The sequence below is a fragment of the Microcoleus sp. PH2017_05_CCC_O_A genome, assembly GCF_020738785.1.
Taxonomy (GTDB): domain Bacteria; phylum Cyanobacteriota; class Cyanobacteriia; order Cyanobacteriales; family Microcoleaceae; genus Microcoleus.
Window position 1 is genome coordinate 1 of sequence record NZ_JAEQCB010000068.1, and the last position, 22,314, is coordinate 22,314.

Annotated in this window: 28 protein-coding genes and 1 pseudogene; 14 read left to right on the top strand and 15 right to left on the bottom strand. The window is 45.5% G+C overall.

The window, feature by feature from the left end:
• Positions 1-521 (bottom strand): lyase family protein (locus tag JGK20_RS16840; RefSeq protein WP_293231474.1); only part of this gene is annotated, 521 nt, incomplete at its 3' end.
• 228 nt (positions 522-749) lie between these two features.
• Here JGK20_RS16840 and JGK20_RS16845 point away from each other — a divergent pair.
• The 6 genes from JGK20_RS16845 (at position 750) to JGK20_RS16870 (ending at position 2,662) form a co-directional block, all read left to right on the top strand.
• A complete protein-coding gene (locus JGK20_RS16845; RefSeq protein ID WP_293179597.1) occupies positions 750-980 on the top strand; it encodes a type II toxin-antitoxin system HicB family antitoxin in 231 nt (76 codons plus the stop codon).
• 51 nt (positions 981-1,031) lie between these two features.
• The gene (locus JGK20_RS16850; protein ID WP_293179600.1) at positions 1,032-1,256 is read left to right on the top strand and encodes a type II toxin-antitoxin system HicB family antitoxin; all 225 of its coding nucleotides are present in this window, start codon (positions 1,032-1,034) and stop codon (positions 1,254-1,256) included.
• Positions 1,257-1,335: 79 nt separating this feature from the next.
• Complete coding sequence (locus JGK20_RS16855) at positions 1,336-1,782, top strand: helix-turn-helix domain-containing protein (RefSeq protein WP_293206640.1); 447 nt, start codon at positions 1,336-1,338, stop codon at positions 1,780-1,782.
• Between the two features lie 19 nt (positions 1,783-1,801).
• Positions 1,802-2,122 (top strand): helix-turn-helix domain-containing protein, encoded by a 321-nt coding sequence (locus JGK20_RS16860; RefSeq protein ID WP_293206638.1) that lies wholly within the window; start codon positions 1,802-1,804, stop codon positions 2,120-2,122.
• A 64-nt stretch (positions 2,123-2,186) separates the two neighbouring features.
• The gene (locus JGK20_RS16865) at positions 2,187-2,444 is read left to right on the top strand and encodes a type II toxin-antitoxin system HicA family toxin (protein ID WP_293179609.1); all 258 of its coding nucleotides are present in this window, start codon (positions 2,187-2,189) and stop codon (positions 2,442-2,444) included.
• Positions 2,441-2,662, top strand: coding sequence for a type II toxin-antitoxin system HicB family antitoxin (locus JGK20_RS16870; protein WP_293179612.1), 222 nt, complete (start codon positions 2,441-2,443; stop codon positions 2,660-2,662). Before JGK20_RS16865 ends, JGK20_RS16870 begins: the two co-directional genes overlap by 4 nt.
• A 272-nt stretch (positions 2,663-2,934) precedes the next feature.
• Here JGK20_RS16870 and JGK20_RS16875 read toward each other — a convergent pair whose 3' ends face one another.
• The 4 genes from JGK20_RS16875 to JGK20_RS16890 form a co-directional block, all read right to left on the bottom strand.
• Complete coding sequence (locus JGK20_RS16875) at positions 2,935-3,702, bottom strand: YebC/PmpR family DNA-binding transcriptional regulator (protein WP_293231466.1); 768 nt, start codon at positions 3,700-3,702, stop codon at positions 2,935-2,937.
• A gap of 144 nt (positions 3,703-3,846) precedes the next feature.
• On the bottom strand, positions 3,847-4,485 hold the full coding sequence (locus JGK20_RS16880; protein ID WP_293193173.1) for a histidine phosphatase family protein: 639 nt from the start codon (positions 4,483-4,485) through the stop codon (positions 3,847-3,849).
• Positions 4,486-4,768: 283 nt separating this feature from the next.
• A complete protein-coding gene (locus JGK20_RS16885; RefSeq protein ID WP_293193174.1) occupies positions 4,769-5,773 on the bottom strand; it encodes an endonuclease NucS domain-containing protein in 1,005 nt (334 codons plus the stop codon).
• 94 nt (positions 5,774-5,867) lie between these two features.
• Positions 5,868-6,557 (bottom strand): class I SAM-dependent methyltransferase, encoded by a 690-nt coding sequence (locus tag JGK20_RS16890; protein ID WP_293193175.1) that lies wholly within the window; start codon positions 6,555-6,557, stop codon positions 5,868-5,870.
• A gap of 301 nt (positions 6,558-6,858) precedes the next feature.
• Here JGK20_RS16890 and JGK20_RS16895 point away from each other — a divergent pair, with 301 nt between their 5' ends.
• Positions 6,859-8,730: a polysaccharide biosynthesis/export family protein gene (locus JGK20_RS16895; protein ID WP_293179630.1), complete on the top strand. Its 1,872-nt coding sequence runs from the start codon at positions 6,859-6,861 to the stop codon at positions 8,728-8,730.
• Positions 8,731-9,066: 336 nt separating this feature from the next.
• Here JGK20_RS16895 and JGK20_RS16900 read toward each other — a convergent pair whose 3' ends face one another.
• On the bottom strand, positions 9,067-9,759 hold the full coding sequence (locus tag JGK20_RS16900; protein ID WP_293206628.1) for a GDSL-type esterase/lipase family protein: 693 nt from the start codon (positions 9,757-9,759) through the stop codon (positions 9,067-9,069).
• A 153-nt stretch (positions 9,760-9,912) separates the two neighbouring features.
• Between JGK20_RS16900 and JGK20_RS16905 the strand changes: the two genes are divergently transcribed.
• Entirely contained in the window at positions 9,913-10,236 is a 324-nt protein-coding gene (locus JGK20_RS16905) for a polymorphic toxin type 24 domain-containing protein (RefSeq protein WP_293179636.1), read from the top strand.
• A 5-nt stretch (positions 10,237-10,241) separates the two neighbouring features.
• Complete coding sequence (locus JGK20_RS16910) at positions 10,242-10,700, top strand: hypothetical protein (protein WP_293179639.1); 459 nt, start codon at positions 10,242-10,244, stop codon at positions 10,698-10,700.
• Here JGK20_RS16910 and larE read toward each other — a convergent pair whose 3' ends face one another.
• The 5 genes from larE to fraC all read right to left on the bottom strand — a co-directional run bounded on the left by larE (position 10,701) and on the right by fraC (position 15,312).
• Entirely contained in the window at positions 10,701-11,528 is an 828-nt protein-coding gene (gene larE, locus JGK20_RS16915) for an ATP-dependent sacrificial sulfur transferase LarE (RefSeq protein WP_293225734.1), read from the bottom strand. It lies immediately after the preceding gene.
• A gap of 101 nt (positions 11,529-11,629) precedes the next feature.
• Positions 11,630-12,514 carry a Uma2 family endonuclease gene (locus JGK20_RS16920; protein ID WP_293179645.1) on the bottom strand — a complete coding sequence of 295 codons (885 nt, stop codon included), beginning with the start codon at positions 12,512-12,514 and terminating at the stop codon, positions 11,630-11,632.
• A gap of 157 nt (positions 12,515-12,671) precedes the next feature.
• Positions 12,672-13,445, bottom strand: a complete 774-nt coding sequence (locus tag JGK20_RS16925; RefSeq protein ID WP_293179648.1) for an ABC transporter permease — start codon at positions 13,443-13,445, stop codon at positions 12,672-12,674.
• A gap of 344 nt (positions 13,446-13,789) precedes the next feature.
• The gene (locus JGK20_RS16930; protein WP_293179651.1) at positions 13,790-14,788 is read right to left on the bottom strand and encodes a DUF5357 family protein; all 999 of its coding nucleotides are present in this window, start codon (positions 14,786-14,788) and stop codon (positions 13,790-13,792) included.
• 5 nt (positions 14,789-14,793) lie between these two features.
• Positions 14,794-15,312 carry a filament integrity protein FraC gene (gene fraC, locus JGK20_RS16935; RefSeq protein WP_293147226.1) on the bottom strand — a complete coding sequence of 173 codons (519 nt, stop codon included), beginning with the start codon at positions 15,310-15,312 and terminating at the stop codon, positions 14,794-14,796.
• 229 nt (positions 15,313-15,541) lie between these two features.
• On the opposite strand from fraC, the gene JGK20_RS16940 reads away from it, so the two are divergent.
• From JGK20_RS16940 to JGK20_RS16955, 4 genes are all read left to right on the top strand, one after another.
• Positions 15,542-16,675, top strand: a complete 1,134-nt coding sequence (locus JGK20_RS16940; protein ID WP_293179654.1) for a cob(I)yrinic acid a,c-diamide adenosyltransferase — start codon at positions 15,542-15,544, stop codon at positions 16,673-16,675.
• A gap of 461 nt (positions 16,676-17,136) precedes the next feature.
• Positions 17,137-19,125 (top strand): calcium-binding protein, encoded by a 1,989-nt coding sequence (locus tag JGK20_RS16945; RefSeq protein WP_293179657.1) that lies wholly within the window; start codon positions 17,137-17,139, stop codon positions 19,123-19,125.
• Positions 19,126-19,463: 338 nt separating this feature from the next.
• Positions 19,464-19,703, top strand: a complete 240-nt coding sequence (locus JGK20_RS16950) for a DUF6883 domain-containing protein (RefSeq protein ID WP_293179660.1) — start codon at positions 19,464-19,466, stop codon at positions 19,701-19,703.
• A gap of 10 nt (positions 19,704-19,713) precedes the next feature.
• On the top strand, positions 19,714-19,968 hold the full coding sequence (locus JGK20_RS16955; protein ID WP_293231468.1) for a DUF4926 domain-containing protein: 255 nt from the start codon (positions 19,714-19,716) through the stop codon (positions 19,966-19,968).
• A gap of 113 nt (positions 19,969-20,081) precedes the next feature.
• Here the strand turns inward: JGK20_RS16955 and JGK20_RS16960 are convergent, their stop codons facing one another.
• The 4 genes and pseudogenes from JGK20_RS16960 to petN all read right to left on the bottom strand — a co-directional run bounded on the left by JGK20_RS16960 (position 20,082) and on the right by petN (position 21,605).
• Positions 20,082-20,270 (bottom strand): CsbD family protein, encoded by a 189-nt coding sequence (locus JGK20_RS16960; RefSeq protein ID WP_293179667.1) that lies wholly within the window; start codon positions 20,268-20,270, stop codon positions 20,082-20,084.
• Between the two features lie 96 nt (positions 20,271-20,366).
• Positions 20,367-20,593 (bottom strand): annotated as a pseudogene (locus JGK20_RS16965) (DUF167 domain-containing protein).
• An 89-nt stretch (positions 20,594-20,682) separates the two neighbouring features.
• Complete coding sequence (locus JGK20_RS16970) at positions 20,683-21,276, bottom strand: DJ-1/PfpI family protein (protein ID WP_293147241.1); 594 nt, start codon at positions 21,274-21,276, stop codon at positions 20,683-20,685.
• A 239-nt stretch (positions 21,277-21,515) separates the two neighbouring features.
• Positions 21,516-21,605, bottom strand: coding sequence for a cytochrome b6-f complex subunit PetN (gene petN, locus JGK20_RS16975; RefSeq protein WP_071883976.1), 90 nt, complete (start codon positions 21,603-21,605; stop codon positions 21,516-21,518).
• An 82-nt stretch (positions 21,606-21,687) separates the two neighbouring features.
• Between petN and JGK20_RS16980 the strand changes: the two genes are divergently transcribed.
• Entirely contained in the window at positions 21,688-22,188 is a 501-nt protein-coding gene (locus JGK20_RS16980; RefSeq protein ID WP_293231471.1) for a hypothetical protein, read from the top strand.
• Positions 22,189-22,314 lie beyond the last annotated feature (126 nt).

Here is a 22,314-nt window from a genome sequence, read left to right on the forward strand (position 1 = left end):
GACGATCGCAAATTCACCAATCGGGCGCGGTTGCGAAGGACTTCAGCCAGCCATCCTGCTAGTTTAAAGCCAAAGGTGATGGGTTCGGCGTGAATTCCGTGCGATCGGCCAACCATCACAGTATTGCGGTGTTGTTGGGCCTGATAGCGAATAGCTTGGCTCAAATCTTCGACACGTTCTAACAAAATATTGACGCTGGCGACTAATTGCAGCGCCAAAGCAGTATCGAGCACATCGGAACTGGTTAAACCGAGGTGAATGTAGCGGCCGGCATCGCCTACATATTCGTTGACATTTGTCAAGAAAGCAATCATGTCATGGCGAACTTCCTCTTCAATTTCGAGGACTCGTTTGGGGTCAAAATTAGCCTTAGCTTTAATTTCTTCGACTGCGGCGGCGGGGATGTAGCCGAGTTCGGCTTGAGCTTCGCAGACAGCAATTTCTACTTGTAGCCAGCTTTTGAGTTTGGCGGTTTCAGTCCAGATGTTGCCCATTTCGGGCAGAGTGTAGCGGTCAATCACGGTGGTCGTTGGGGAATTCGGTCTCACCATTGTACATCTGTGTGGGGATGCAAGAGTCAGGAAGTCCAGAAACCGGGTTTTTTACGAAAATACTTTGTTGTAGCCCGCAGATTTGGTAAAAACCCGGTTTCTTAAATCAACTCGGTTTTTGTCGTTTGGGCGATCGGCTACAATATCCTAAACCTCATTAGCTGGCATTCTTCTCTATTCGCCTATAAAGGGTTCCAAATGAATAGCAATTATAGTCTCATTATCCAGTGGTCAAAAGAGGATCAACTTTTTGTTGTCAGCTTACCTGAGTTTACCGATGTCATGCAGCCTTGCACTCACGGACACACTTACGAAGAAGCGGCAAAACACGGACAAGAATTGTTAGAAACATTGATTGAACTCTATCAAGAAGATGGCAAACCTCTACCAGAACCTCAGACGTTGGGGAAACGATTACAGATAGCGTAAAACGAAATAATTGAGGAAAATTGGCCAAATCGAAGCAGAGGAGACAGAACCATGAAATATACAGTTGTTATCCAATGGTCGGAAGGCGATCGATGCTTTGTCGTATTTTTGCCTGAATTTGAGGATGTAATGCAGCCGGTAACTCACGGAGATTCTTATGAAGAAGCTATCTACAATGCACGAGAGGTACTGGAGTTACTAATTGAGAGTTGTCAAGCTGAAGGTAAACCATTGCCCGTAACTAAGAAGCTAGAACGATTATTTCAGGCTGTTTGAATATTTTGATTATTTCGGATATTGCGTTTACGCCGTGAAAAGTGTTATCGTCAAGAAAACAATCAAAATACATCTTGCTATGTTAAAGCAAAAAGCATCGCCAGAGTCTGTTTTGCCTCCAGAAAAAGAACAAGAATCTATAGCACAATTAGCACAGATACTCAGCCGAGAATCCGCACAGCCAAAATTAGTCACCAGTAACGGAGAAGAGATTCTCCTTCCCGAATCAGTCTGCAACATCCTGCATCAAGCTGTGCAGGCGATGGCATCTAATCGGGCTGTTTCGATCGTTCGTCACAATCGCGAATTAACAACACAACAAGCTGCTAATATCCTAAATGTATCGCGACCTTTTCTAGTCAAGTTGCTAGATGAAGAAGCAATTCCTTATATCAAAGTAGGTTCCGATCGGAGGATTCGATTTAAGGATTTAATCATTTATCAAGAACAGCGAGACAGAAAGCGCCGTAAACTATTAGACCAGCTAATCGAGATGACTGAGGAAGCTGGTTTATACGAGGAATAGGATTAATTCACTTTTTAATATGGCTAAAGTTGCTGTTCTACTTAATGCTTGTCTTTTGTTTTCCCTATATTTGCTTGATATTCTTCACAATCGCGAACTGACGACGCAGCAAGCTGCCGATATCCTGAATGTATCGCGACCATTTCTTGTCAAGTTGCTAGATGAAGGAGCAATTTCTTGTGTCAAAGTAGGTTCCCATCGGCGAATTCAATTGAAGGATTTAATCATTTATCAAGAACAGCGAAAAGTCAAGCGTCGCCAAGGACTTAAGGAATTAACTCAATTTCTTCAAGAGGAAGGATTTTACGAAGCACGAATACACGATATAGTTCAAGATTAAGAATGTTATGATTGCAAGCAGCATCAATAAACCCTAAAATTCCAGGTACAATCAAGAGCGAGCGATGAAAAAGCGTAAAATTTTAGAAAAGGTGCTATCTGGGTCAAAAAACATCAAGTTTAATGAAATGGTGACACTGATTGAAGCCTTTGGCTTTAGTCTGGCGAGAGTCAGTGGCAGCCATCACATATTCAATCATCCTGAAGTGCCAGAAATTGTTAACATTCAAAATAAGAAAGGCGAGGTGACACCCTATCAAGTCCGTCAATTCTTAGCGATAATCGAGGAATACGCTCTCACAATAGAGGATGATCAACCATGAAAGACTATCACATCAATATTTTTTACAGCAACGAAGATGAAGGCTATATTGCCGATATTCCCGACTTAAAATACTGTTCCGCTTTTGGGGAAACCCCAGAATTAGCTTTGCAGGAAGTACAGATTGCTAAAACAGCATGGCTGGAAGCTGCAACAACTGCGGGAAAACCCATTCCCGAACCAAAATACCGACCCGCAATATATCAACTTACTACTTGACAAACGATCGCACAAATCCCCCTTACTGCATCCGATCGCCCATCCGGTACTGGACTACTTCTCCCAGATAATTTGCGCTTGAACTTTCATACTCCGACAAAGCCGTAATTGTTCTAGTAACCTTCAAATTTTGCTATGAACCTGATGCGGACTAAAGTCCTCACTACGAACCTGTCATGGATGCGGACTAAAGTCCTCACTACGAACCTGTACCCTACGATTTTTGCTATGAACCTGATGCGGACTAAAGTCCTCACTACGAACCAAGGATTTTAAATCATAATTGAGGACATCAATTCATCGGTCATTTCAAAATTTGCTGTCACGCTTTGCACGTCATCTAAATCTTCTAGTGCATCCATCAATTTTATGAGCAATCGAGCTTTTTCAGGATTATCAATTTCTACTATGTTGCTCGGAATCCAGCGATTTTCCGACTGCAAAACTGCAAAACCTGTTTGTTTCAAAACATCAGCCAGTTTTTCCAAATTAGGCACACTTGTAAATACCTCTGCACCTTCAGTATCCTCATCAATTAATATCAAATCGTAGGATTCGGCTTCTGCTTCTAGGGATGCTTCAAACAATTGTTCCTCATCAATGGGGCCGCGTACTGTACAAACTCCTTTGTGGTCGAACATCCACCCCACACAACCAGTTTCGCCCAAGTTGCCACCATTTTTACTAAAAGCTTCTCGCAAGTCAGCCGCCGCGCGGTTGCGGTTGTCTGTCAGCGCTTCAATCAGAATCGCCACGCCGCCAACGCCGTAACCTTCGTAGCGAATGGCTTCTAATTCGGAACTACCCCCGGCTAAACCGGCACCTTTGGCGATCGCCCTTTCTATGTTTTCATTAGGAATACTCGCCGCCTTGGCTTTTTCAATAGCTGTCCGCAGTTGAAAATTGCCAGCGGGATCGGGAACTCCGCTGCGGGCGGCGACAATTATTTCGCGAGATATTCTAGCAAAAACCTTGCCTTTAACGGCATCAACTCTAGCTTTTTGGCGTTTAATATTCGCCCATTTACTGTGTCCAGCCATACCTATTTAAGATTTTTGATTTAAAATGTGCGATCGACATTAAATGATAGCACTCAGATTTTCACAGACGAGATTAACGCAGGGCGTGTACTGCACAATCCGTACACATACCATATAATGCAATTTTTTGCACGAATCTCAACTTTAATTAAAGCGGACAACGGTTTCAGTGTCCGTGAGGTGAGAAGTATCGCCATTAAGTGCGATCGACCATTCGCCCCCGTCCCGCACCACTTTCACCAAACAGCACAAAGAAGCATTAATTTCAGTTTCTGCATCGCCCACCAGCCCGATCGCACTTCCCAAAACCGACGCACCGTGACCTACTAATAACATATCCTCGGGAAACTCAGCAGCGAGGCGTTTAGCAGTTTCCCCCGCCCTTTTGAGACAAGCTTCCCCTGTTTCGGGATAATTAGCAATACCGCCTTTGTAGGAAGCATCTATCCTGGGAAAACGCCGACACAAATCCTCGACAGATTCAGTTTCCGGCATTTCTGTCATCCAGTCAGAATTCAGCCATTCGCAGATTCCCCACTCTAGTTTAATTGACAAATCGAGAGCTTCGGCAACGTGATTTGCTGTTTGGACAGTTCGCAGAAAAGGGGAAGCGAAAATGTGAGAAATTCCTTCACCTTTGAGGCGATTGGCGAGTTGTTTGGCTTGAATGTGACCGTCTTCGGAAAGATGGGGATCGTAGCGGTGTTCTGCGGTGAGAAACCAGTCGGGGTTTACGAAGTCGATGCGGTTTCCGTGGCGTGCGATCCAGACTGTTTGCGGCATGAGAATTTTATGTTTTGGTTTCTATATGTAATATAATCTAGACTTACGCACCACGCGATCGAAGAAACCGGGTTTTTTATTTAATCTGTGGACTACAGCGCAGCATTTTCGGGAAAAACCCGGTTTCTGGCCACCCATGCGTAAGTCCATTTATATCAAAATTAGGTAATTTTGATTTTTTGTCAAGCTATTGATATAAGTTTTTAACCGCTGATGCACGCAGATAGACGCAGATGGATGGTGATTTTGGCAAGAAATTATGGGTGCTATATGATTTTTTACCTTAAAGTGTTTCCCGCCATTTTTCCAAGGATAAATTTACCAAATAATCCAGAGGATTAGATTCTTTATTTTGCTGACTTATCTCAGTTACATAGTGTTTTAAATCCCAGGTCAGAACTTGCGAATCAGAAGCAGAATAACGAGAACCCACCGGCCAGTGGCGAAGATAAGAATACTCATCTATTTTGCTCAGGGATAAAGCATCATTCCTCTTTCGGTTATAAATTGCCATTCTCCCAACCCTGTTACAGTTATCGATCCAAGGGGAAAGAGGTAGCCATAACATGAGTGCTGGTCTAATATAACCTTCCCCAGCTCTTCTATCTACACAAATCTGAGCGCATAGTTTACTTTTACCTTTACCATAGCTAATGCTTTTAGAGCAAATTATTTCTTGTATACGGGTGTCAAATCTGAGAATCTTCTCCCGAATTCTCCAGATTACCTGCTGTTCATCATCAATAAACTTCTTGAGTAGATTCCGAAACTCTCTGGGTGGACTCCGTATATTATCCGTACTTTCTATTTCTTGATATGTAATCTCTAGTTGTGAAGTATGCCCAGTATCTACATCTTTCAAATGGAGATATAAATTATCCCCCTCAGGAACTATCGCAAATTCTAAAAACTGTAAAAGTAGATGATTGTACTTCCTATCAGTAAAACTATCCCTGTGAAAAATAGGCGCAATCGCGACTAAACGAACAGGGGGATCGTAGTTTACTTGGTTGGCAAAAGGTTTGCTCTCTAGCAAAGCATGATAATAACGAGTTAACTGCTGGACGATATATCGATCTTCACCATTTTTCAACTCCAGCACTGCTAAACTTTTATTGTCATCAACTGCGATGATGTCGCATCTTTGTTCGTTGATAGTGAATTGTCGCTTGATGACTGTCAAGCCTAGCAAACTCTCCAGATGAGCTTCGACAAAATCCTCTAAAGCCTCTTCGCTGACAAATTCCCACCCTGTCCCTGTTTTCCTTAAGGCTGCGCTGCTGAGCATTTTGACCTGGGTATATGAATATAGTAACTATTGTCTTTGAGTCCGCGGAGGCGGACATGGTTTGTATAGCCGCGAATTCCATTCGCCCGGTAAGTTACATTTGTCCCCTAACTCGCAGCATCTTATTTCCACCTTTTTGAAACTCATAGGGAGCCTCTTGAACTTCCACACGAAAATTTCTATTTTTCAATTCGGCAATAATCGGATTTAAATGCTCAGATTCCTCTCCGCTAAAACTTTGCAACAGCGGAAACACTCGCACTTCCTTAGCAACCCGACACATTTCCATAATTGCTTCTAGATGAAATTCTTCCGAAAGCAGGTGAGAATAAGCAAATAAGAAATGGCTGCACAAAGCTAAATCAAATTGACCGTTATCGAAGGGCAAAACAGGCAGCTCAGCAGTCAGGTAGCGGCCTTGCTCCAAGCCAGAGGGAAAATCTGCTAAAAATTCCTGCATTGCTTTCATCCGCACTTCGCCTAGCTGGTACGGTGATTCAAAACTGTTCCACAGGTAACCGTCTACATTGGCCTTAACAGCGTCAATCACAGTTTGATATGTTTCTTGGATGCGATCGCCAATTTCCACCGCCGTAAACTGATAAACCGGATCGCAAGAAATCACCTTGTTACCTTGGCGAGTCATTTCGGCATTGAAACTCGCCGGCCCGCCCGCACAATCTAGAATTGCTCGCTTGAGGTCACTTGATGTCAAGCTAAACATTCCTATGTATTCATCCAAGCAGCGTCCCCAGGGAATTACCTTCTCCAATTTTAGTGACACTTGTCTTTGTCCCGCAGATACAATTATTAATATTTTACATCAAAGAAGGATCGTTTTTTCTAGATCTTTTATTTCGGGGGGTTGATTTGCATCCCGACTTATGTATAAAAAATTTTGAGAACAGTTGGCTAGCTTTACGCTTTCTTTATAAAGAAGGTACTCGATTGCCGCACAAATTTTATGATTCCACCTCTGGATTTTCCAGGGCAGCGAGGCTACACTGGACAGAACGGAAAATAAACTAAAATTAACTAGCTTGCATTGCGATCGTTCAATGGCAGACTGCAACCAGGAAAGAAAGATGAAACATAACGTTCAAACCGCTACAAGTCTTAGTTTGTCAGCACTCCTGGTGCTGAGCAGTTCGCTGCCCAGTATAGCTCAGTTGCCTGCCATCAGAAATCCTGCACCCGCTAGGAACCAAAACAGGCCGAGAGTACCGCCACCACCGCCTCCGGGTTCGAGTTTCCCACGGATCGGCAATTCGGGTTCGCTGATACAAGAAGCGGCTTATACTTTAGGCCCGGGCGATCGCATTGCTTTAGATATCTTCGGCGTCCCTGAATTTAGCAAAGAATATCAAGTCTTAGTTGACGGAACCCTCAATCTACCAATCATTCGCAGCGTCTCAATTCAAGGGTTGACGCTGCAACAAGCCGCTACCGTCATTACCAAGCGATACGAACCCTTCATCAATGTTCCCGTTGTCACGGTGACTCTGATGGTTACTCGCCCCCTAAATATAGGTGTTGCCGGTGAAGTTACTCGCCCCGGTTCCTACAAAATTAATGCCAGCCGAGAAGGAACCGGAGGAGGCGTAAAATTTCCAACTTTGATGGAAATGCTGCAAGTTGCTAAAGGGGTGACATCCGCAGGAGATATGCGAAATGTCCAAATTCGCCGTCCCCGCAGAGGCGGAGCAGAACAACTTATTACTGTTAATTTGCAGGATTTTTTAGATACGGGAAATTTGAGCCAAGATGTCACGATCCGAGATGGAGATACAATTTTTGTACCGACAGCAAGTGCTCTCAATACCCAAGAAGTCCGTCAAAGAGCCAGTGCTAGTTTTTCCGCTGATATTACTAAACCAATTGGCGTGGTAATTGTCGGAGAAGTCAACAGGCCGGGGCCTTATACTGTATCTGCTTCGGATTTGCGATCGACTAACCAACAAACAGATCTGAGTTTTGTCTCTATTGAACAACAACAAGGAGGAGGAGCCGTTGTCGGACTACCAACAATCACTAGAGCGCTCAAAATTGCTGGCGGTATCACCACAGAAGCAGACATTCGTCGCGTCCAAATCCGCCGCCGTATCAGAGGTGGGACTGAACAAACTATCACGGTAAATCTGTGGGATTTGCTGCAAAAAGGTGATGCAACTCAAGATGTTTTACTGCAAGAAGGAGATAGCGTCATTATTCCGACGGCATCTACTGTAGACTTAGCTGAAGTTGCCCAACTCGGAAGTACAAGTTTCTCTCCAAATGCGATCAGCATCAATATTGTAGGGGAAGTGATCAGGCCCGGAGCTTTACAGGTTAAACCTAGTACATCCCTCCACCAAGCTTTGCTGACTGCGGGTAGTTTCAATCAATTGCGGGCTAAAAAAGATAAGGTGGAACTGCTGCGCTTGAACCCCAACGGTACTGTTACTCGCCGCACTATTAATGTCGATTTTGCTCAAGGGCTGAATCCTGACAATAACCCAACTCTCCGAAACAACGATGTGATTCTCGTAGCGCGATCGGGCTATACTAGGGTTGCAGACAATATTGCCACTTTCTTGCAGCCGATAACAGGAGTTGCAGGTGGAATCAGCAGCGTTAGCGGAATTTTTACTGGGTTTCAAACAACTATCAACGCTTTTCAGAACTTATTTTTGGGAGGAGATTTCGATCGGCGAAATCAACTCAGACAGCTTCGAGAACAACGAGAAGACAGACAAGAGCAACGTCAAGACAGACTGCTAGACAGAGAGTTACAGCGTGAAGAAAGACAGCGGCAAGCTGAAGACAGACAGCAGCAAGCTGAAGACAGACGCTTGCAACTCGAAGACAGACAGCGGCAGATAGAGCTTCAAGATCGGCAACTTCAAATTCAACAGCAGCAAAATCAGCAGCTACAGCAACTACAACCACAGCAAATTATGCCAACTACTACTCCTTGATATTTAGCGCTAGGGTGCGTCAGTTTAGTAATTGTCGATCGTGACAAAAATCTAATTCTGACACACAATTGATGCCGTAGTGCCTCACTTGTGATATCAATTCCGGTTGCACCGGAATGATGTTGACTGTTGACTGTTGACTGTTGACTGTTGACTGTTTAAATAATACCGATGCAACCGGAAACGATATGAGATCGTGAGGAAAGTAGCAAAAATATCATTTTTATGACGCACCCTACTTCACTGAAATGACATAAATCAAGTCCGCATAAACGGACTTAAAATTAAGAGTTTAGCAGGATATTCTTATGTCAGATAAAGTGTGAGTTGTCAAGTTTAATTCAAAATATTTAACAAAACTTTTCTGTATATATCTAAACCTTTGGCATTGAGGTGAACGCCGTCTATCGTTAAATCTCCATTTAGAGCTTTTTCCTTAAATAAGGCTTGTATGCCACTAGATTCCACGGTCATATTTTCGTCGGTGGCAACTTGATTGATGAGAACATTAATTTCATCAACTCTGGCAATTGTTCCGGCAAATTTAGGATTGTAGCTGGCGGCAAGAGTTGAGTAAAAAGCAGGAATCAGAATAATCTGTTTGGTGCCGATCGATCGCATAATTGCGATAGCCTGTTTCAAATTGCTGACAAACTGCTCGTCGCTGATGCCGTACATAGCATCATTTGTGCCGATCGCCAAAATTGATTTTTTGCAAGTAAACCCCTGGGGCACTACAAGTTTAAGCTGTTCTAGCAGAGAAACAGAACTCATTCCGCCGATCGCAAAATTAAAGTTTTTTTCTCCCAAAGAATCGCCCAATGCCGAAGAAATAGAATCGCCCCACACGCAACCTTGATATTGCCGGTCTTTAATTTGCTGCACCTGATTGTACACCAAAACTTGCCACCACAGGGCAGAGCTCACTGTATCTCCCGCAGGTGGCGGGCCCGCTAACACCCGAAACGGGATGTAAGCGAACAACAAGAAAGCCAAGATGGCCCAGATCAATCTAAATTTAACTTTCATAAAACTTGCTACTCTTGCTGCTACTTCAGTTTATGCTATTGCTTTAACAAGCCGTCAGCATTTGTGCAAATTTCTATAAATTGTACTCTGTACATTTCCAAATACCCCTACATATATCAAACTGAGATGGTAAAATAATTTAGGACTAATATTATGTCTAAACCAGTTGACTGGACAGTTGGCATCCCCGCTAGCACCCTGATAGCCGTCGGAACCCAGGTCAGCGGGAGATTTCCTCTAGATGGAGCAAGTGCCCAAAACTTACTGTACCGCATGGATGGCAAGAACATTACCAGCTATATCGTCTACGATGACAGTGGACGGGCAATTAAGCGAGTAGACTTGACAGGAAGGGCTCATGCAAATGTGCCGACACCTCACGCCGTTGAATACAAACACAACCAAAACTCAGCAGGAGACATTTATGTGCAAGCTGAGAAAACAGTTAGGCCAGCTAGATTGGATGAAATACCCTAGAAATTATGTTCATCAAACAAATATCCTTGAATGCAGATAAACTAATCGATTTCCAGCAATGGAAAAAAGCCAACGGCGATGATTTTTCACTCTGGGATTATCTTTTTGGATCTGCTAATATTGAAATTGCCATAGCTTTCACAAAACTATTCTGGCCAGATTTTGTCGAACATGAAGGCGGCATCTTTTTGTCCGAAGCCTTTAACAGTCAAATCTACGAACAGTGGAAAATCGAGCTAGGGAATGATGTCGCTGCAATTGAGCAGGTGATGAACCACCAGCACGTTGATGACATTCTCCCCGGTGCCCAAAACGCTAGCAGTGACAATTTATTGTATTTGGGACAAGCATTAGCTCAGATGTGGGAAAGTCGCCTAAAATCGCTTTATCCTCAGCGCCGTTTTCAAGTTAAATGCGATCGGGACGAACACACGGTTGTAGTGACATTTTTTCAAGATAATTAATCAAGCCTTCGCCCCCAACAATTCAGGTTGCAAAACCTGATTTAATTTGCCGCTGCGAAACCCCTCCAAATCCAAAGTCGCATACACAAAACCAAACTGCTGAAACACCGCCACCAATGCAGGCAAATCCGCATTTAATACAAACTCTCGAATCTCCTGGGCCGGCAATTCAATTCGCGCCGTATCTCCATCCGATCGCACGCGCAGATTTTTCAGCCCCAACTGCCGCAAATACCGTTCAGCGCGCCCCACTCTTTGCAACTTTGCAACGGTGATTTCTTCACCGTAAGGAAAGCGCGAACTCAAACAAGGCTGTGCCGGTTTGTCCCACCAAGGCAAATCCAATTCTCTTGCTAACTGTCGCACTTCAAATTTAGTCATGCCGACTTCTGCTAAAGGCGATCGCGCGCCCCGTTCCTTTGCAGCCTGAATCCCCGGGCGGTAATCCTTTAAATCATCACCATTCACCCCATCCACCACATAAGGATAACCCTTGGCAAGTGCTAGCGGTTTCAAAGTATCGTGCAGTTCACTTTTGCAAAAATAGCAGCGATTAACCGGGTTAGAAGTATAATTAGGATTGGCCATTTCCTGAGTTTCGACTTCCTGGTGGGCGATGCCAATTTCTGCGGCTTGAATCCGGGCATCTTCCAAATCTTCTGTCAGTAGAGACGGAGAAACAGCCGTTACAGCCAAAGCGCGATCGCCCAACACGTCAAAAGCAATTTTTGCCACCAAAGTGCTGTCAATGCCGCCAGAGTAGGCAATCAGCGCCCGTTCCATCTGCGCGAAAATGTCTTTTAATTGTTCGAGTTTTTTCACTAACATGATTTCAATTGGGATTACTGTAGAAGGCGATCGATATTAGATCCCCAACAACTTCTGCGAAGTCGGGGATCTAAATATTCTGTTTTTTTAGGTGGGTTTAGTTATTCTGGATCGATACCGAGGGCTGCCAATCGCGCCAAAAGTTCTTGATTGCGCTGTCTTTCCTGTTCCAACAGCGTTTGGGCGGACTCTTTATCTTGCTGTTCGCGATCGGCCCGCTGGCTTTCAGCTTCGGCGCGTTGGCTTTCAGCTTCTGCCCGCTGGCTTTCAGCTTCTGCCCGCTGGCTTTCGGCTTCTGCCCGCTGGCTTTCGGCTTCGGCCCGCTGACGTTCTACTTCTGCCCGTTCTTCCGGCCACAAAAGCAACTCTCCGTCTGCATTCCACCAGCGCAGCCAATTTCCTGTTCTACCTTCCCGAGTTCCCACCCAAACTCCCAAAAATAGATTTAATCCAGGTATCAAATAACGCCCATTTTCATCAGGATCTTGATTGTTGTAGCGATCGGATTCCAGCGCATAAACTTCTATTCTGCCTGTATGCGGCCGAAAAATGACATAGCGAGGAACTTTGATTACTTGTTCGTAAAAGAACCACTTGCCGATTTCTTCTGTGTGTTCGACGGAGTATTCATCGCCGTAAGTAGCTGAGAGAAATTCCATCACTACAAAAGGCACTGTTCCTTCGGTATGAGGCGTGTAACTGCGGCGGGGATAGCTGTGAGGCCAAGGTTGAACCGGTTGCACGTACATCCAGTCTGGGGCTTTGCAAATAGTGCGATCGTCCACAGCAGCACACAAAGCAAAATTAGAAACTATGAGTGCATCTTGGATTAGTTCCGGGGAATCCACTACAGACTGGCGCAAACCGTTAGAGATTAAAGGATGTTCTATATTTTCCACGGGGTCATCTGGTAGAATAAAATCATCGGGAAGCAGCGGCCAGGTAATTTTTAGCTGCGATATCGGTTTGTGAATTACAGCAGTCATAAGTCACCTCATTTTACCAATAAAAGTTTGACTTTTAGTCGAGATTGGCGATCGACAACCTTCTCTATATCTTAGCGTGCTAATTCCACAATCAAATTCGTTTGCAGCGAGGACTCTTCCAGCAAACAATTACCGCTGACAATGCGGAATCTATATTTTAAAATTCTCGACGCGAAAATATGGCGATCGCAATTGACAGCAGCAGCACCACATACAGCAAACCATAGCCCGCATCTGTAATCAAACCCGCCAAGTAAGGTACTTGTCCGTAAACAGCATCATTTCTCAAATTGAACCGGGCTAAATCAGGCAAAACTAGATAAAGTCCCATCATCAATTGTTCAATGCCAGGATTTTTAGTTAACTTGCCGAAAGCCACTAAATCCCGCGTCGAGTGTCCCATCAAATAAACGCTAAATGTCAGTAAAGTAGCCAGCAGCGAACTGCTAAAAACTCCAAATAAAATCCCCACACCGGCCATGAGGCACAGCTCAAACCACACGAACAGCGAAGCGATTAAAATGCTGCCCAAAGGGTAAGGAATGCGACTCAAACTCAGAATAACCAGATAGATAACAGTCATTGCTGCTACCAGAACGAATAGCACCGCCGACATCCCTAAGTGCTTGCCCACAATTAACTCAGCCCGGCTTATCGGCTTGGCAACTAACAGGTAAACAGTCCGCTTTTCAATTTCTTTGTTGACCAGTCCGGTAGCCACAAAGACTGTGACAATTATACCCAGGATGCTCATCGCAGCCAAACCAATATCTAAGATAATTTTATTTTCGGTTGTCGCTGCCAATTCCGGTATCAAGCGCACCGAGGCTCCCATCAACAGAGCAAAAATAATAATTAAGTAAAGGATGCGATCGCGAATTACTTCCCAATATACATTAGTCGCGACTGTCAAGATTCTTCTCAAATTCATCTAGTTATTAACCCGCAGTCAACTTTAGCCATATTTTAGTGCAAGGAAGAGGGAAGTTCGGCAACGGATTTTTTAACGGATGTAACGGATGGATGTTGAGGGTAGAAGTCAAGGGTGAAGAAAGAGGATTTTTCCCATCTCCCCCTCTTCCCATCCCGACGGGTGTAGGTTTTTTGGTAAAAGCCTTATCCCATAAGAGTTTGAGATTCCCGCCAAGCCAAAGCCCAAAACCTTTGCAATGTCTAGATTTGCTGGGTTTTGCCAGTGGAAAACCTACACCTCTCCCCCTCTCCCCCCTCTCCCATCTCCCTTATCTCCCCCTCTCCTAACGGCCAGAGACAAGCTCAAACTTGACTGTCTCCCGAAGTTCCATCTTTTTTCAGTCCCGGTTTAGAGGGTTTGGTAGTGTCGCAGGTTACAGTCGCTCTATTGCCTACATCGATCACCTCGCAAGATTTGGTCAACGAATATATTTCGGGTCTAAACACCAGCCCCAGCCAAGTTGCCTGCATCTGTAACTGATAGCGGGACTCTCCTTGGACGATCGAAGTTTTGACCTCCCAGCTCGCATCTTCTGGGACTACCCGAATTGTTTTTAACGCTTGATTCTTCAGAAAAAATCGCTCGTTGTCAATATCTATTAACATTTGTTCTACCTGCGCCCACGGTTTTGTGCGAGCTTCATTTTGCAGGTATCGATCCATTGCATTGAGGATGACCACTCCTCGGGAGCGATTAATAGTTGGCTGTTGAAATGTCACCACATAATCGCTTTTCCTCAAATCCTGCGATAAAACGCTCGGATATTGTTCTATCCAACCTTGAATTAAAAAGTGAAATCCAAACCAACAGGAAATCAGCAGGTGAATGAGAGTAATCATCAAAAACTGAGGCCGCACTAACGATCTGATACCTTCCCGTTTTGACTCGCTATTCCAAATCTCTATTACACCCAAAATTATTACTGCTATAATTGGGCCGGATATCCATGCTATTTCCTTCCTATCTGACGGCAATCGGATCAGCAACCACAAGCCAATTAAGATGCTGGTCACCCACGGACTCAGACTTACTTTTTTAATCGTAAAAGGTTGCTGGCTGGTCAGCAAACCCATTGACAGTGTAAAAAATAACCAGCTCATATCAAACATCAGAGTTCTTGTCGGCCAGTCTGTGATTGCCGCCACCGTCAGCAAAGCTAAAAATATGCTGAGCAGTAAAGGCGTCTTCCAGTGGACAACTTTAGGCGGAATTATCGCCTTTTGAAATTTTTTATTGGTTTCCCAAAGGTTGTTAGTCAGCTTCGTGAGTTGCTGAGTCACATCCAAAAATTGCTTCATCATAGATTTCAATTGACGCTTTGCAAAAACAATACGGTTAAAATAACGAAATTGCTAACAGTGTGGGCGATTAAAACTGCCCCAAACTGGGTAGTTACTCGAAAAGTTTTTTTGGGAGGACGGCGGCTGAGAGTTGGCGGCCCCAAAAACTGAGGTTTGGAAGCTTTTTTGTTACCAGAAACCATGTTCTCTATGAATTCTAGTCCCTGCCATTTGGCGAGAAAAGTGATTGCCAATACCGAGAGGGCAATCGCAGTTATTGCAGAGTAAGTATTCTGACCTCCGCCTAATAAAATATAACCGATAAGTTCTTCTCGCCATTCTTTGGAAATAACGCTTTCAATGCCGAAGAAAACTAACCAACCCACGCAAGTGCAAGCGAGATTGAGGATAGCTGTATATTCAACGCTGGTTTTGGGGCCGAGTTTCAGTAGTTTTTGCAGAAACCACGATTCGATCGCGATCGCCAAAAACATCATTAAAATTTGCACCAAAACAGTCCGAAATGGGAAAACACTCGCAATCATAAGCATTCAGGTATATCAGCCCGTGTTAGATTTTAATTGTACATCAGAAGCGGAATAATCTAGAGCGCAGGTTTTAGCCCCTAATCCTCTTCGATCGCCCTTCTGAACATTAGGTGGTTGAGGTTGTATCCTATAATCTTTTGAGATCGTCCAACAGAAGGGAAATATTAAACATTCAATGGGCGCGATCGAATACCCACCCCGAGACAGACTAAAATAAGTGCGGATTATGGTAAGGAATGGCATTGGTATTCGGACAGCCTCATCCCGCTCAGAACGCATCGCGGGTCAGATTCACGTCTACGACGGTGCTGGTAAAGGCAAGTCTCAGGCAGCTTTGGGAGTAGTGTTGCGCTCGATCGGGCTGGGTATCAATTCTGACTCGCCCACGCGAGTTTTGTTGCTGCGCTTTCTCAAAGGCCCCGGCCGCTCCTACGACGAAGACGGGGCAATAGAAGCCCTGCAACGGGCATTTCCGCACTTGATCGACCAAGTGCGTACCGGCAGAGCCGAATATTTTGGGGCCGAAGCAATCACCCGCTTCGATCGCACAGAAGCCCAGCGAGGCTGGGATATCGCCAAAGGAGCGATCGCCAGCGAGCTTTATTCTGTAGTAGTTCTAGATGAACTAAACCCCGTATTGGACTTGGGTTTGCTGCCAGTGGACGAAGTAGTCCAAACCCTCAAAAACAAACCAGAATATTTAGAAGTAATCGCCACTGGCCGAGCGGCCCCCGAAGCTTTGCTGGATATTGCCGACTTGCACTCAGAAATGAAGCCCCACTATCACCCCGCAGCGGCCGAACACAATATTTCAGGTATCGAAATATACACAGGAGCGGGCAAAGGCAAATCTACGAGCGCATTGGGGAAAGCTTTGCAGGCAATAGGTAAGGGTATCAGCCAAGACCAATCTCACCGCGTCTTAATTGTACAATGGCTCAAAGGTGGTAGTGGCTATACAGAAGATGCGGCGATCGCAGCTTTGCGGCAAAGTTACCCGCAGTTAGTAGACCACCAGCGGTGTGGCCGAGATGCTATAGTTTGGCGGGGGCAACAGCAAGAGTTAGATTGCATCGAGGCAGAACGCGGCTGGGAAATCGCCAAAACGGCGATCGCCAGCGGCTGGTATAAAACGATCATTCTCGACGAACTCAATCCAACAGTAGACTTAGAACTGCTGCCGGTAGAGCCGATCGTCGAAGCCCTGCTGCGAAAGCCCCGCGATACAGAAATCATTATCACCGGGCGCTGCCACAAACCCCATGGTTACTTTGACTTGGCAAGCGTACACTCGGAGGTATACTGTCACAAACACTACGGCGATCGGGGCGTAGAACTAAAGCGGGGTGTAGACTTTTAGACCCCAGAGCGGTGCGGAGTTCAATCCGAGCCAGAATTATTTAAAGACGGCCCTGCCTGGGAAACCGGAAATTGCCACAAAGCGTTGTAACCAAGTAACCAATCTCTCACTTTTCTTTGTCTGGCGATCGCGCGATCGACCCTTGTTAATCTTTAATTTCCTTCCCCGGAGGCGATCCCCGAGCGCCAATCGAGAATGGAACATTAAGAATATGAGCCGCGTCTTCTTGAGCGTGAGCACATGAGACATTGCACAAGGATTATTAAAGGGTGAAGACATTGAAAATAAAAGCTTACAAGCAAAAAGTCCGCGAGGGAGAAAGTCTAGACAGGGTTAACACCAGTAGGCTAGACTTGCGGCTGGCAAACAGGTTAAACTACAGCGGCATCCAAACATTCGGTGTTCTAGGCAGTGTCTGTAGTCGCACAAGCGATGACCAACAAGTAGAGGAGTGAAGCTGTATGACAACGTTAACTGACAATTCCGATCAAACTAATTTAAACACTCCGGGACTGGGCCCGGATACAATCTTTGCCGGAGCGGGGGGGGATTTAATTACAACTTCTACCCTCGGCGGCAGCTTAATATTTGGCGAACGCGATAACGATACTCTAATTTCCGTCGGCCCCAACGATAGCCTATACGGTGGCCCTGACGAAGATTCATTAGTAGGCCAGCGCGAGCGGGTTTTCCTGTCGGGCGATGGAGGCAGTGACACCGTAATTGCTCAAAGCCGCAATTCGACGCTGTTGGGCGGTGCGGGAGATGACTTGCTCCAAGGCACAGTCGATGGCAACCTGATGTTTGGTAATCAGGGCGCAGATACGATGCTCGGAGGCGCCCTCGGAAGAGACACCCTCTACGGTGGTAAGGACAATGACTCCCTCGGCTTCTTCATCGCAGGCGGCGGCAACAACCTCGGTCTTCGCATCGGCGGCAGTGCCGGTGGCAATCAAGGCAGCAACTTCCTGCGCGGAGACTTGGGCGACGACTTTGTTGTAGGTATCAATCAGAAAGATACTCTGATCGGCGGTAAAGGCAACGACACAATATACGGTGTGGCCAGCAACAGCTATCTTTCCGGCGACCTAGACAACGACACCTTAGTCATTCTCAACAGTACCCAGTCGAGTCCGTTTTCTTCGAGCGTCATCACGATCGGCATTGAGAAAACAACCTTGCTCGGCGGTGAGGGCAACGATTCTCTCCTAGGCGGTATCGGCGACTTTGGTACCGGCAAAAACTTGTTGGACGGCGGTGCTGGTAACGACACGATCACGGTTTTTGCTACTCAGGATACGGCATTGGGAGGCGCAGGCGATGACTTCATCAAGTCGTCTACGGTGTCTGCACTTTCCAGCGTAGGCGCGTCGAGTTCATTTCCAGGCTTCGCGGGTCGCAACTTGCTCAATGGCGAAGATGGTAACGACACGATCGTTGCAGCTTTTGCGAGTGATAGCATGATCGGTGGCGGTGGCAATGACAGCTTGAGCGGCATCTTTAATCAAGCCTTCGGTGGAGATGGCAACGATACGATCGATGCCACCACTTTTGCGATCGGTACTACTACTGCGCTGATTACTCTTGACGGCGGCCTGGGTGACGATCTGTTACTTGGCAACACCAGCACTAACCTTACTACCACCGGCACCGTCACAAACTTCATGAACGGTGGTGAAGGAAGTGACACGATCGTGTTTGGTAGCAGACGCGATCGATTGGTTGGCTCTTTTGCTGGTAACGACTTTATCTCCTACGCCACCAGTGTCAACTTTGCCGGTGCCACATCGACAAACCTCATTACCGATACCTTAGGTTCCAACTTCATCATTGGCGGCAACGGTACTGATGTCATCACTACCGGTGCTGGCGACGACATACTGTTCGGCGGCCCCGGCAGTCTTCCTACTGGATCGACATCTGACGGGGACGACACCTTAAATGCCGGCGGCGGAAACGACACGCTGTTGGGCGGCTTTGGGAACGACTATTTGCTCGCAGGAGACGGCAACGACTCTCTCGGTGGCGGGCCCGGTGCAGACACGCTGATTGGCGGCGCCGGCAATGACAGCTTCTACTACAACAACTTCGGCGAGGGCGTCACGATCAACGCCAACGGTAGCCTGGGTAGCAGCCCAGACCAAATCGGCGATTTTGAAGTCGGCCGTGACAAGTTGGTATTGAACTTCGACTCCTTCCTGTTACCACCATTTGACAATAGTCTGCCAAATCGACCTTCTTCCAGGGCGTTCTTACAGGTGGAAACCGGAACTTACAACAACGATCTGACTCCTGCAGGAGCAACTCCAGGACAAGCAGTCCTCGTTTACGAAGGTTCCACAGGTCGCTTGCTGTACGACCAAGACGGTGCTGGCGGCCAAGCACCAATTCAACTGGCACTGCTGAACGGCCGACCAGGCTTGACGGCGACTGATATTACCCTGATTTAATTTAGGTGGCAGCGGGTGGGAGTCGGTTTGGAAAAAGCCGTAGCGTAGCGGGGCGTAAGCCATCGCCCGCGCCAACTCTAAAAACTAATTGTGCTATGTTTCCAGCTAGGGATATGAATCCCTAGCTTTTTTATTGCATGGGGAATTGGGAATTGGGAATTGGGAATTGGGCATTGGGCGGAGCGAAGCGGAGGGATGGGGCATCGGGCTTTTATAACATTGGCATTAAAAGGAAGGGCAGATTCACCGATCGATTTTGCCACCAATCAATCATTCCTTAAACTAAGAGGGCCCAAGCCCAACAACATACCTCATATGGGAGCTCGAACCGCTATATTTTGTTTGCCAGTAAGTTAGGCATTACCCTGAAAAATGGTGAAATTCTCAAACAGGCTTTAAAAGAAGCTGCTATTAACGAAGATGTTGTTATTCAGAAAAACAATGAATACGGAACACATTACAACATGAAATTCTTGCTGAAAACCGAAGTAGGTGAATCTCTGATTCTAGCAGCTTGGATCGTCCGCTCAGGTGAAACTTTCCCCAGATTGACAAGTTGTTATCCCGTCAAAAAGTGAGGTAAAAACAATGAAAACAATTAAGGGCTTAGATATTGTTGCTTTAACTGAAGATTTAGAAGCAACCCATTTTGAAACAAAACAAATCATTAAATTATATAAAGGACAAGTGGGAACAGTCGTGATGGAATTTGATGGCAGTGCTTTTGAGGTAGAATTTTCTCATCAAGATGGCACAACTTATGCAATGGAAACAATCCTCGCTACAAAATTAATGCTTTTACATTACGAGTTAGTAGAATCTGTAGGGGCAGTTAGCCGATAGATTTTGCCAGCAATGATTTTTCTAATCTACAAAAAGTATCTCTAAAAAAAATCCCGCAAACGATATGTTGTTTGCGGGATTTAGTAGGCAGGAAACTTGTAGGAGGAAATACTTTATGCTCGGTCTACAATCTCTTTGGCTTTATCTTTGAGGTCTTCTTTCATGTGAATTGCTGATGCTTCGTCCTGCTTGGCTTGACCTTCTAATTTATCTTTTTGGTTGCCTGTAACTTCGCTCACAGCTTCTTGAATTTTGCCTTCAATATTCTTGGCAGTTGCTTCGACTCTGTTTTCAATGGTCATAATTTTTTCTCCTAACCTTACAACTACTACTGTATAAATTAAAAGCTGAGTCTTAATCTATCTTGAGAAAGATTTAGATATCTATCTAAAGATTGGTTAAATCGGAACTTCGACAAGTTTATTGCGGGAGGAAAGACCGGATTTAATTGCGATCGCCGATTTGGGCACTTTAAACTTTTTCGCCAACAGCACGATTAACTCTGCTTATTGGCTTTTCCATCCACGGGCGGGGATTTGAGGTGTACTGTCAGGCTGCCGTCTGGTTGCTCTTGGATGCTTTGCTGTTTGGAATTAGTTTTAACTTTGACTGCAAAATTTTTCATGTGACTAACAACTCAATAACTAATAACCAATAACCAATAACCAATAACCAATAACCAATAACCAATAACTAATAACTAATAACTAATAACTAATGACTATCTGAATGTTCGATTTTTGTTCCCAAAACTTTGAGAAATTCAGCTAACCAGTTAGGATGTGCAGGCCATGCGGGGGCTGTGACTAAGTTGCCATCGACTACGGCTTCGGTAACGGGAACTTCGGTATATTTGCCACCAGCCCGGAGTATGTCGGGGCTGCAAGCTGGATATGCGGTGCAGCGTTTGCCTTCGAGTACGCCGGCGGCGGTGAGGACTTGCAATCCGTGACAAATAGATGCGATCGGCTTTTTGCTGTTGGCAAAGTAGCGGGTAATTTGCAGCACTTGTTCGTTGAGGCGGATGTATTCTGGCGATCGTCCTCCAGGGATAATCAAAGCGTCGTAGTCTGCGGCGTTAATTTCGTCAAAAGTTGCGTTTAAAGTAAAGTTGTGACCGGGTTTTTCGCTGTAGGTTTGATCGCCTTCAAAGTCATGAATTGCGGTGCGAATTGTTTGACCTGCGGCTTTGTCGGGGCAGACTGCATGGACGGTGTGACCTACCATTTGCAATGCTTGGAATGGAACCATTACTTCGTAGTCTTCTACAAAGTCGCCGACTAGCATTAAGATTTTTTTTGCAGCCATGTTTGTAACTCCTGTTATTTTGATTTGCTTAAATAGCAATAGGCTTTAGATAAGGCTGATCCCCCCTAGCCCCCTTTAAAAAGGGGGGAACAAGAAGGTGCTGCGAAGTCCCCCTTTTTAAGGGGGATTTAGGGGGATCTCCGAGGAATAAACAGTTTTAACCCAAGCGTATTTGCTTAAATAGGATTAAAAAAAATGCAGGGCAGTTAAAAAGCCTGCCCCGCCAGCTATTCTGGAATTTAGAAACCGTTGCGGCCCCAAATTACCATTGAAATTGAGAAGGAGAACAAAACTAGCACCGAAACCCAACCGAGTGACAAAATATCCATAGCTATTTATTGAACAAACTGTACAAAGTGACTCCAAAGCTTATCATAAGTCAATTTGAGCTATTTTTGAAATGAGGGCGCTGTGAAGGACTCGTCAAATTTTAGTCCCGCTGAGCGGGTAGAATCTTTGAAAGCAGGAAGTGTTGCTGCTTTTTCTTGTTTGCTGGCTTTTGGGTCGATCGCCCTTGTTAACACCTTAATCTTAGCCCAGAGGTGGGATGCTCTGGCGGGTTTGCAGGTCAGGGAATTTGACCTAAATTTTGGATTGAGAGGATTGATGGCACTTTTGGGCGGTTTTTTGTTCGGCGTGACTTACCGCTATGCGATTCGCCGCGATACTAACCGGCAGCTTAAATCTGGCGTGGTGTTGGCTTTTGGGTTGGTGCGGGCTTTTGGACAGTTGGATGCTGAATTGTCTTTTGAGGCGGGGAAAATGCCGGGTTTGCAGGAGTTATTACCGTTTGCGGTGGTTGGGGTCGAGAGTGTGGTATTGTTTGCGATCGCAGGTTTGGTGTTGGATTGGGCGATCGTCTTTGAGGGCTTCGCTAACGGGCGATCGTTGATTAAACCTTTTGATTCTTGAGTGCGATCGGATTTTACTCAAATCAGGCAGAATTTTTTTGAACAGGCAAGATGCCTGTTCCACAAGCAGTAAATTATCTTGTGGGGTGGGCTTCTAGCCCGCCCAGAATTTTTTTGAACAGGCAAG

Bases quoted from the DNA above. Each gene is read 5' to 3' on its own strand.
- fraC (WP_293147226.1), bottom strand. From the start codon at position 15,312: ATGATTGCGAGTGTTTTCCCATTTCGGACTGTTTTGGTGCAAATTTTA.
- JGK20_RS16870 (WP_293179612.1), top strand. From the start codon at position 2,441: ATGAAAGACTATCACATCAATATTTTTTACAGCAACGAAGATGAAGGC.
- JGK20_RS16850 (WP_293179600.1), top strand. From the start codon at position 1,032: ATGAAATATACAGTTGTTATCCAATGGTCGGAAGGCGATCGATGCTTT.
- JGK20_RS16920 (WP_293179645.1), bottom strand. From the start codon at position 12,514: ATGACTGCTGTAATTCACAAACCGATATCGCAGCTAAAAATTACCTGG.
- JGK20_RS16930 (WP_293179651.1), bottom strand. From the start codon at position 14,788: ATGATGAAGCAATTTTTGGATGTGACTCAGCAACTCACGAAGCTGACT.
- JGK20_RS16910 (WP_293179639.1), top strand. From the start codon at position 10,242: ATGTTCATCAAACAAATATCCTTGAATGCAGATAAACTAATCGATTTC.
- JGK20_RS16955 (WP_293231468.1), top strand. From the start codon at position 19,714: ATGAAAACAATTAAGGGCTTAGATATTGTTGCTTTAACTGAAGATTTA.
- JGK20_RS16900 (WP_293206628.1), bottom strand. From the start codon at position 9,759: ATGAAAGTTAAATTTAGATTGATCTGGGCCATCTTGGCTTTCTTGTTG.
- petN (WP_071883976.1), bottom strand. From the start codon at position 21,605: ATGGATATTTTGTCACTCGGTTGGGTTTCGGTGCTAGTTTTGTTCTCC.
- JGK20_RS16855 (WP_293206640.1), top strand. From the start codon at position 1,336: ATGTTAAAGCAAAAAGCATCGCCAGAGTCTGTTTTGCCTCCAGAAAAA.
- JGK20_RS16960 (WP_293179667.1), bottom strand. From the start codon at position 20,270: ATGACCATTGAAAACAGAGTCGAAGCAACTGCCAAGAATATTGAAGGC.
- JGK20_RS16895 (WP_293179630.1), top strand. From the start codon at position 6,859: ATGAAACATAACGTTCAAACCGCTACAAGTCTTAGTTTGTCAGCACTC.
- JGK20_RS16860 (WP_293206638.1), top strand. From the start codon at position 1,802: ATGGCTAAAGTTGCTGTTCTACTTAATGCTTGTCTTTTGTTTTCCCTA.
- JGK20_RS16875 (WP_293231466.1), bottom strand. From the start codon at position 3,702: ATGGCTGGACACAGTAAATGGGCGAATATTAAACGCCAAAAAGCTAGA.
- JGK20_RS16905 (WP_293179636.1), top strand. From the start codon at position 9,913: ATGTCTAAACCAGTTGACTGGACAGTTGGCATCCCCGCTAGCACCCTG.
- JGK20_RS16925 (WP_293179648.1), bottom strand. From the start codon at position 13,445: ATGAATTTGAGAAGAATCTTGACAGTCGCGACTAATGTATATTGGGAA.
- JGK20_RS16945 (WP_293179657.1), top strand. From the start codon at position 17,137: ATGACAACGTTAACTGACAATTCCGATCAAACTAATTTAAACACTCCG.
- JGK20_RS16885 (WP_293193174.1), bottom strand. From the start codon at position 5,773: ATGCTCAGCAGCGCAGCCTTAAGGAAAACAGGGACAGGGTGGGAATTT.
- JGK20_RS16970 (WP_293147241.1), bottom strand. From the start codon at position 21,276: ATGGCTGCAAAAAAAATCTTAATGCTAGTCGGCGACTTTGTAGAAGAC.
- JGK20_RS16845 (WP_293179597.1), top strand. From the start codon at position 750: ATGAATAGCAATTATAGTCTCATTATCCAGTGGTCAAAAGAGGATCAA.
- JGK20_RS16880 (WP_293193173.1), bottom strand. From the start codon at position 4,485: ATGCCGCAAACAGTCTGGATCGCACGCCACGGAAACCGCATCGACTTC.
- JGK20_RS16865 (WP_293179609.1), top strand. From the start codon at position 2,187: ATGAAAAAGCGTAAAATTTTAGAAAAGGTGCTATCTGGGTCAAAAAAC.
- JGK20_RS16940 (WP_293179654.1), top strand. From the start codon at position 15,542: ATGGTAAGGAATGGCATTGGTATTCGGACAGCCTCATCCCGCTCAGAA.
- larE (WP_293225734.1), bottom strand. From the start codon at position 11,528: ATGTTAGTGAAAAAACTCGAACAATTAAAAGACATTTTCGCGCAGATG.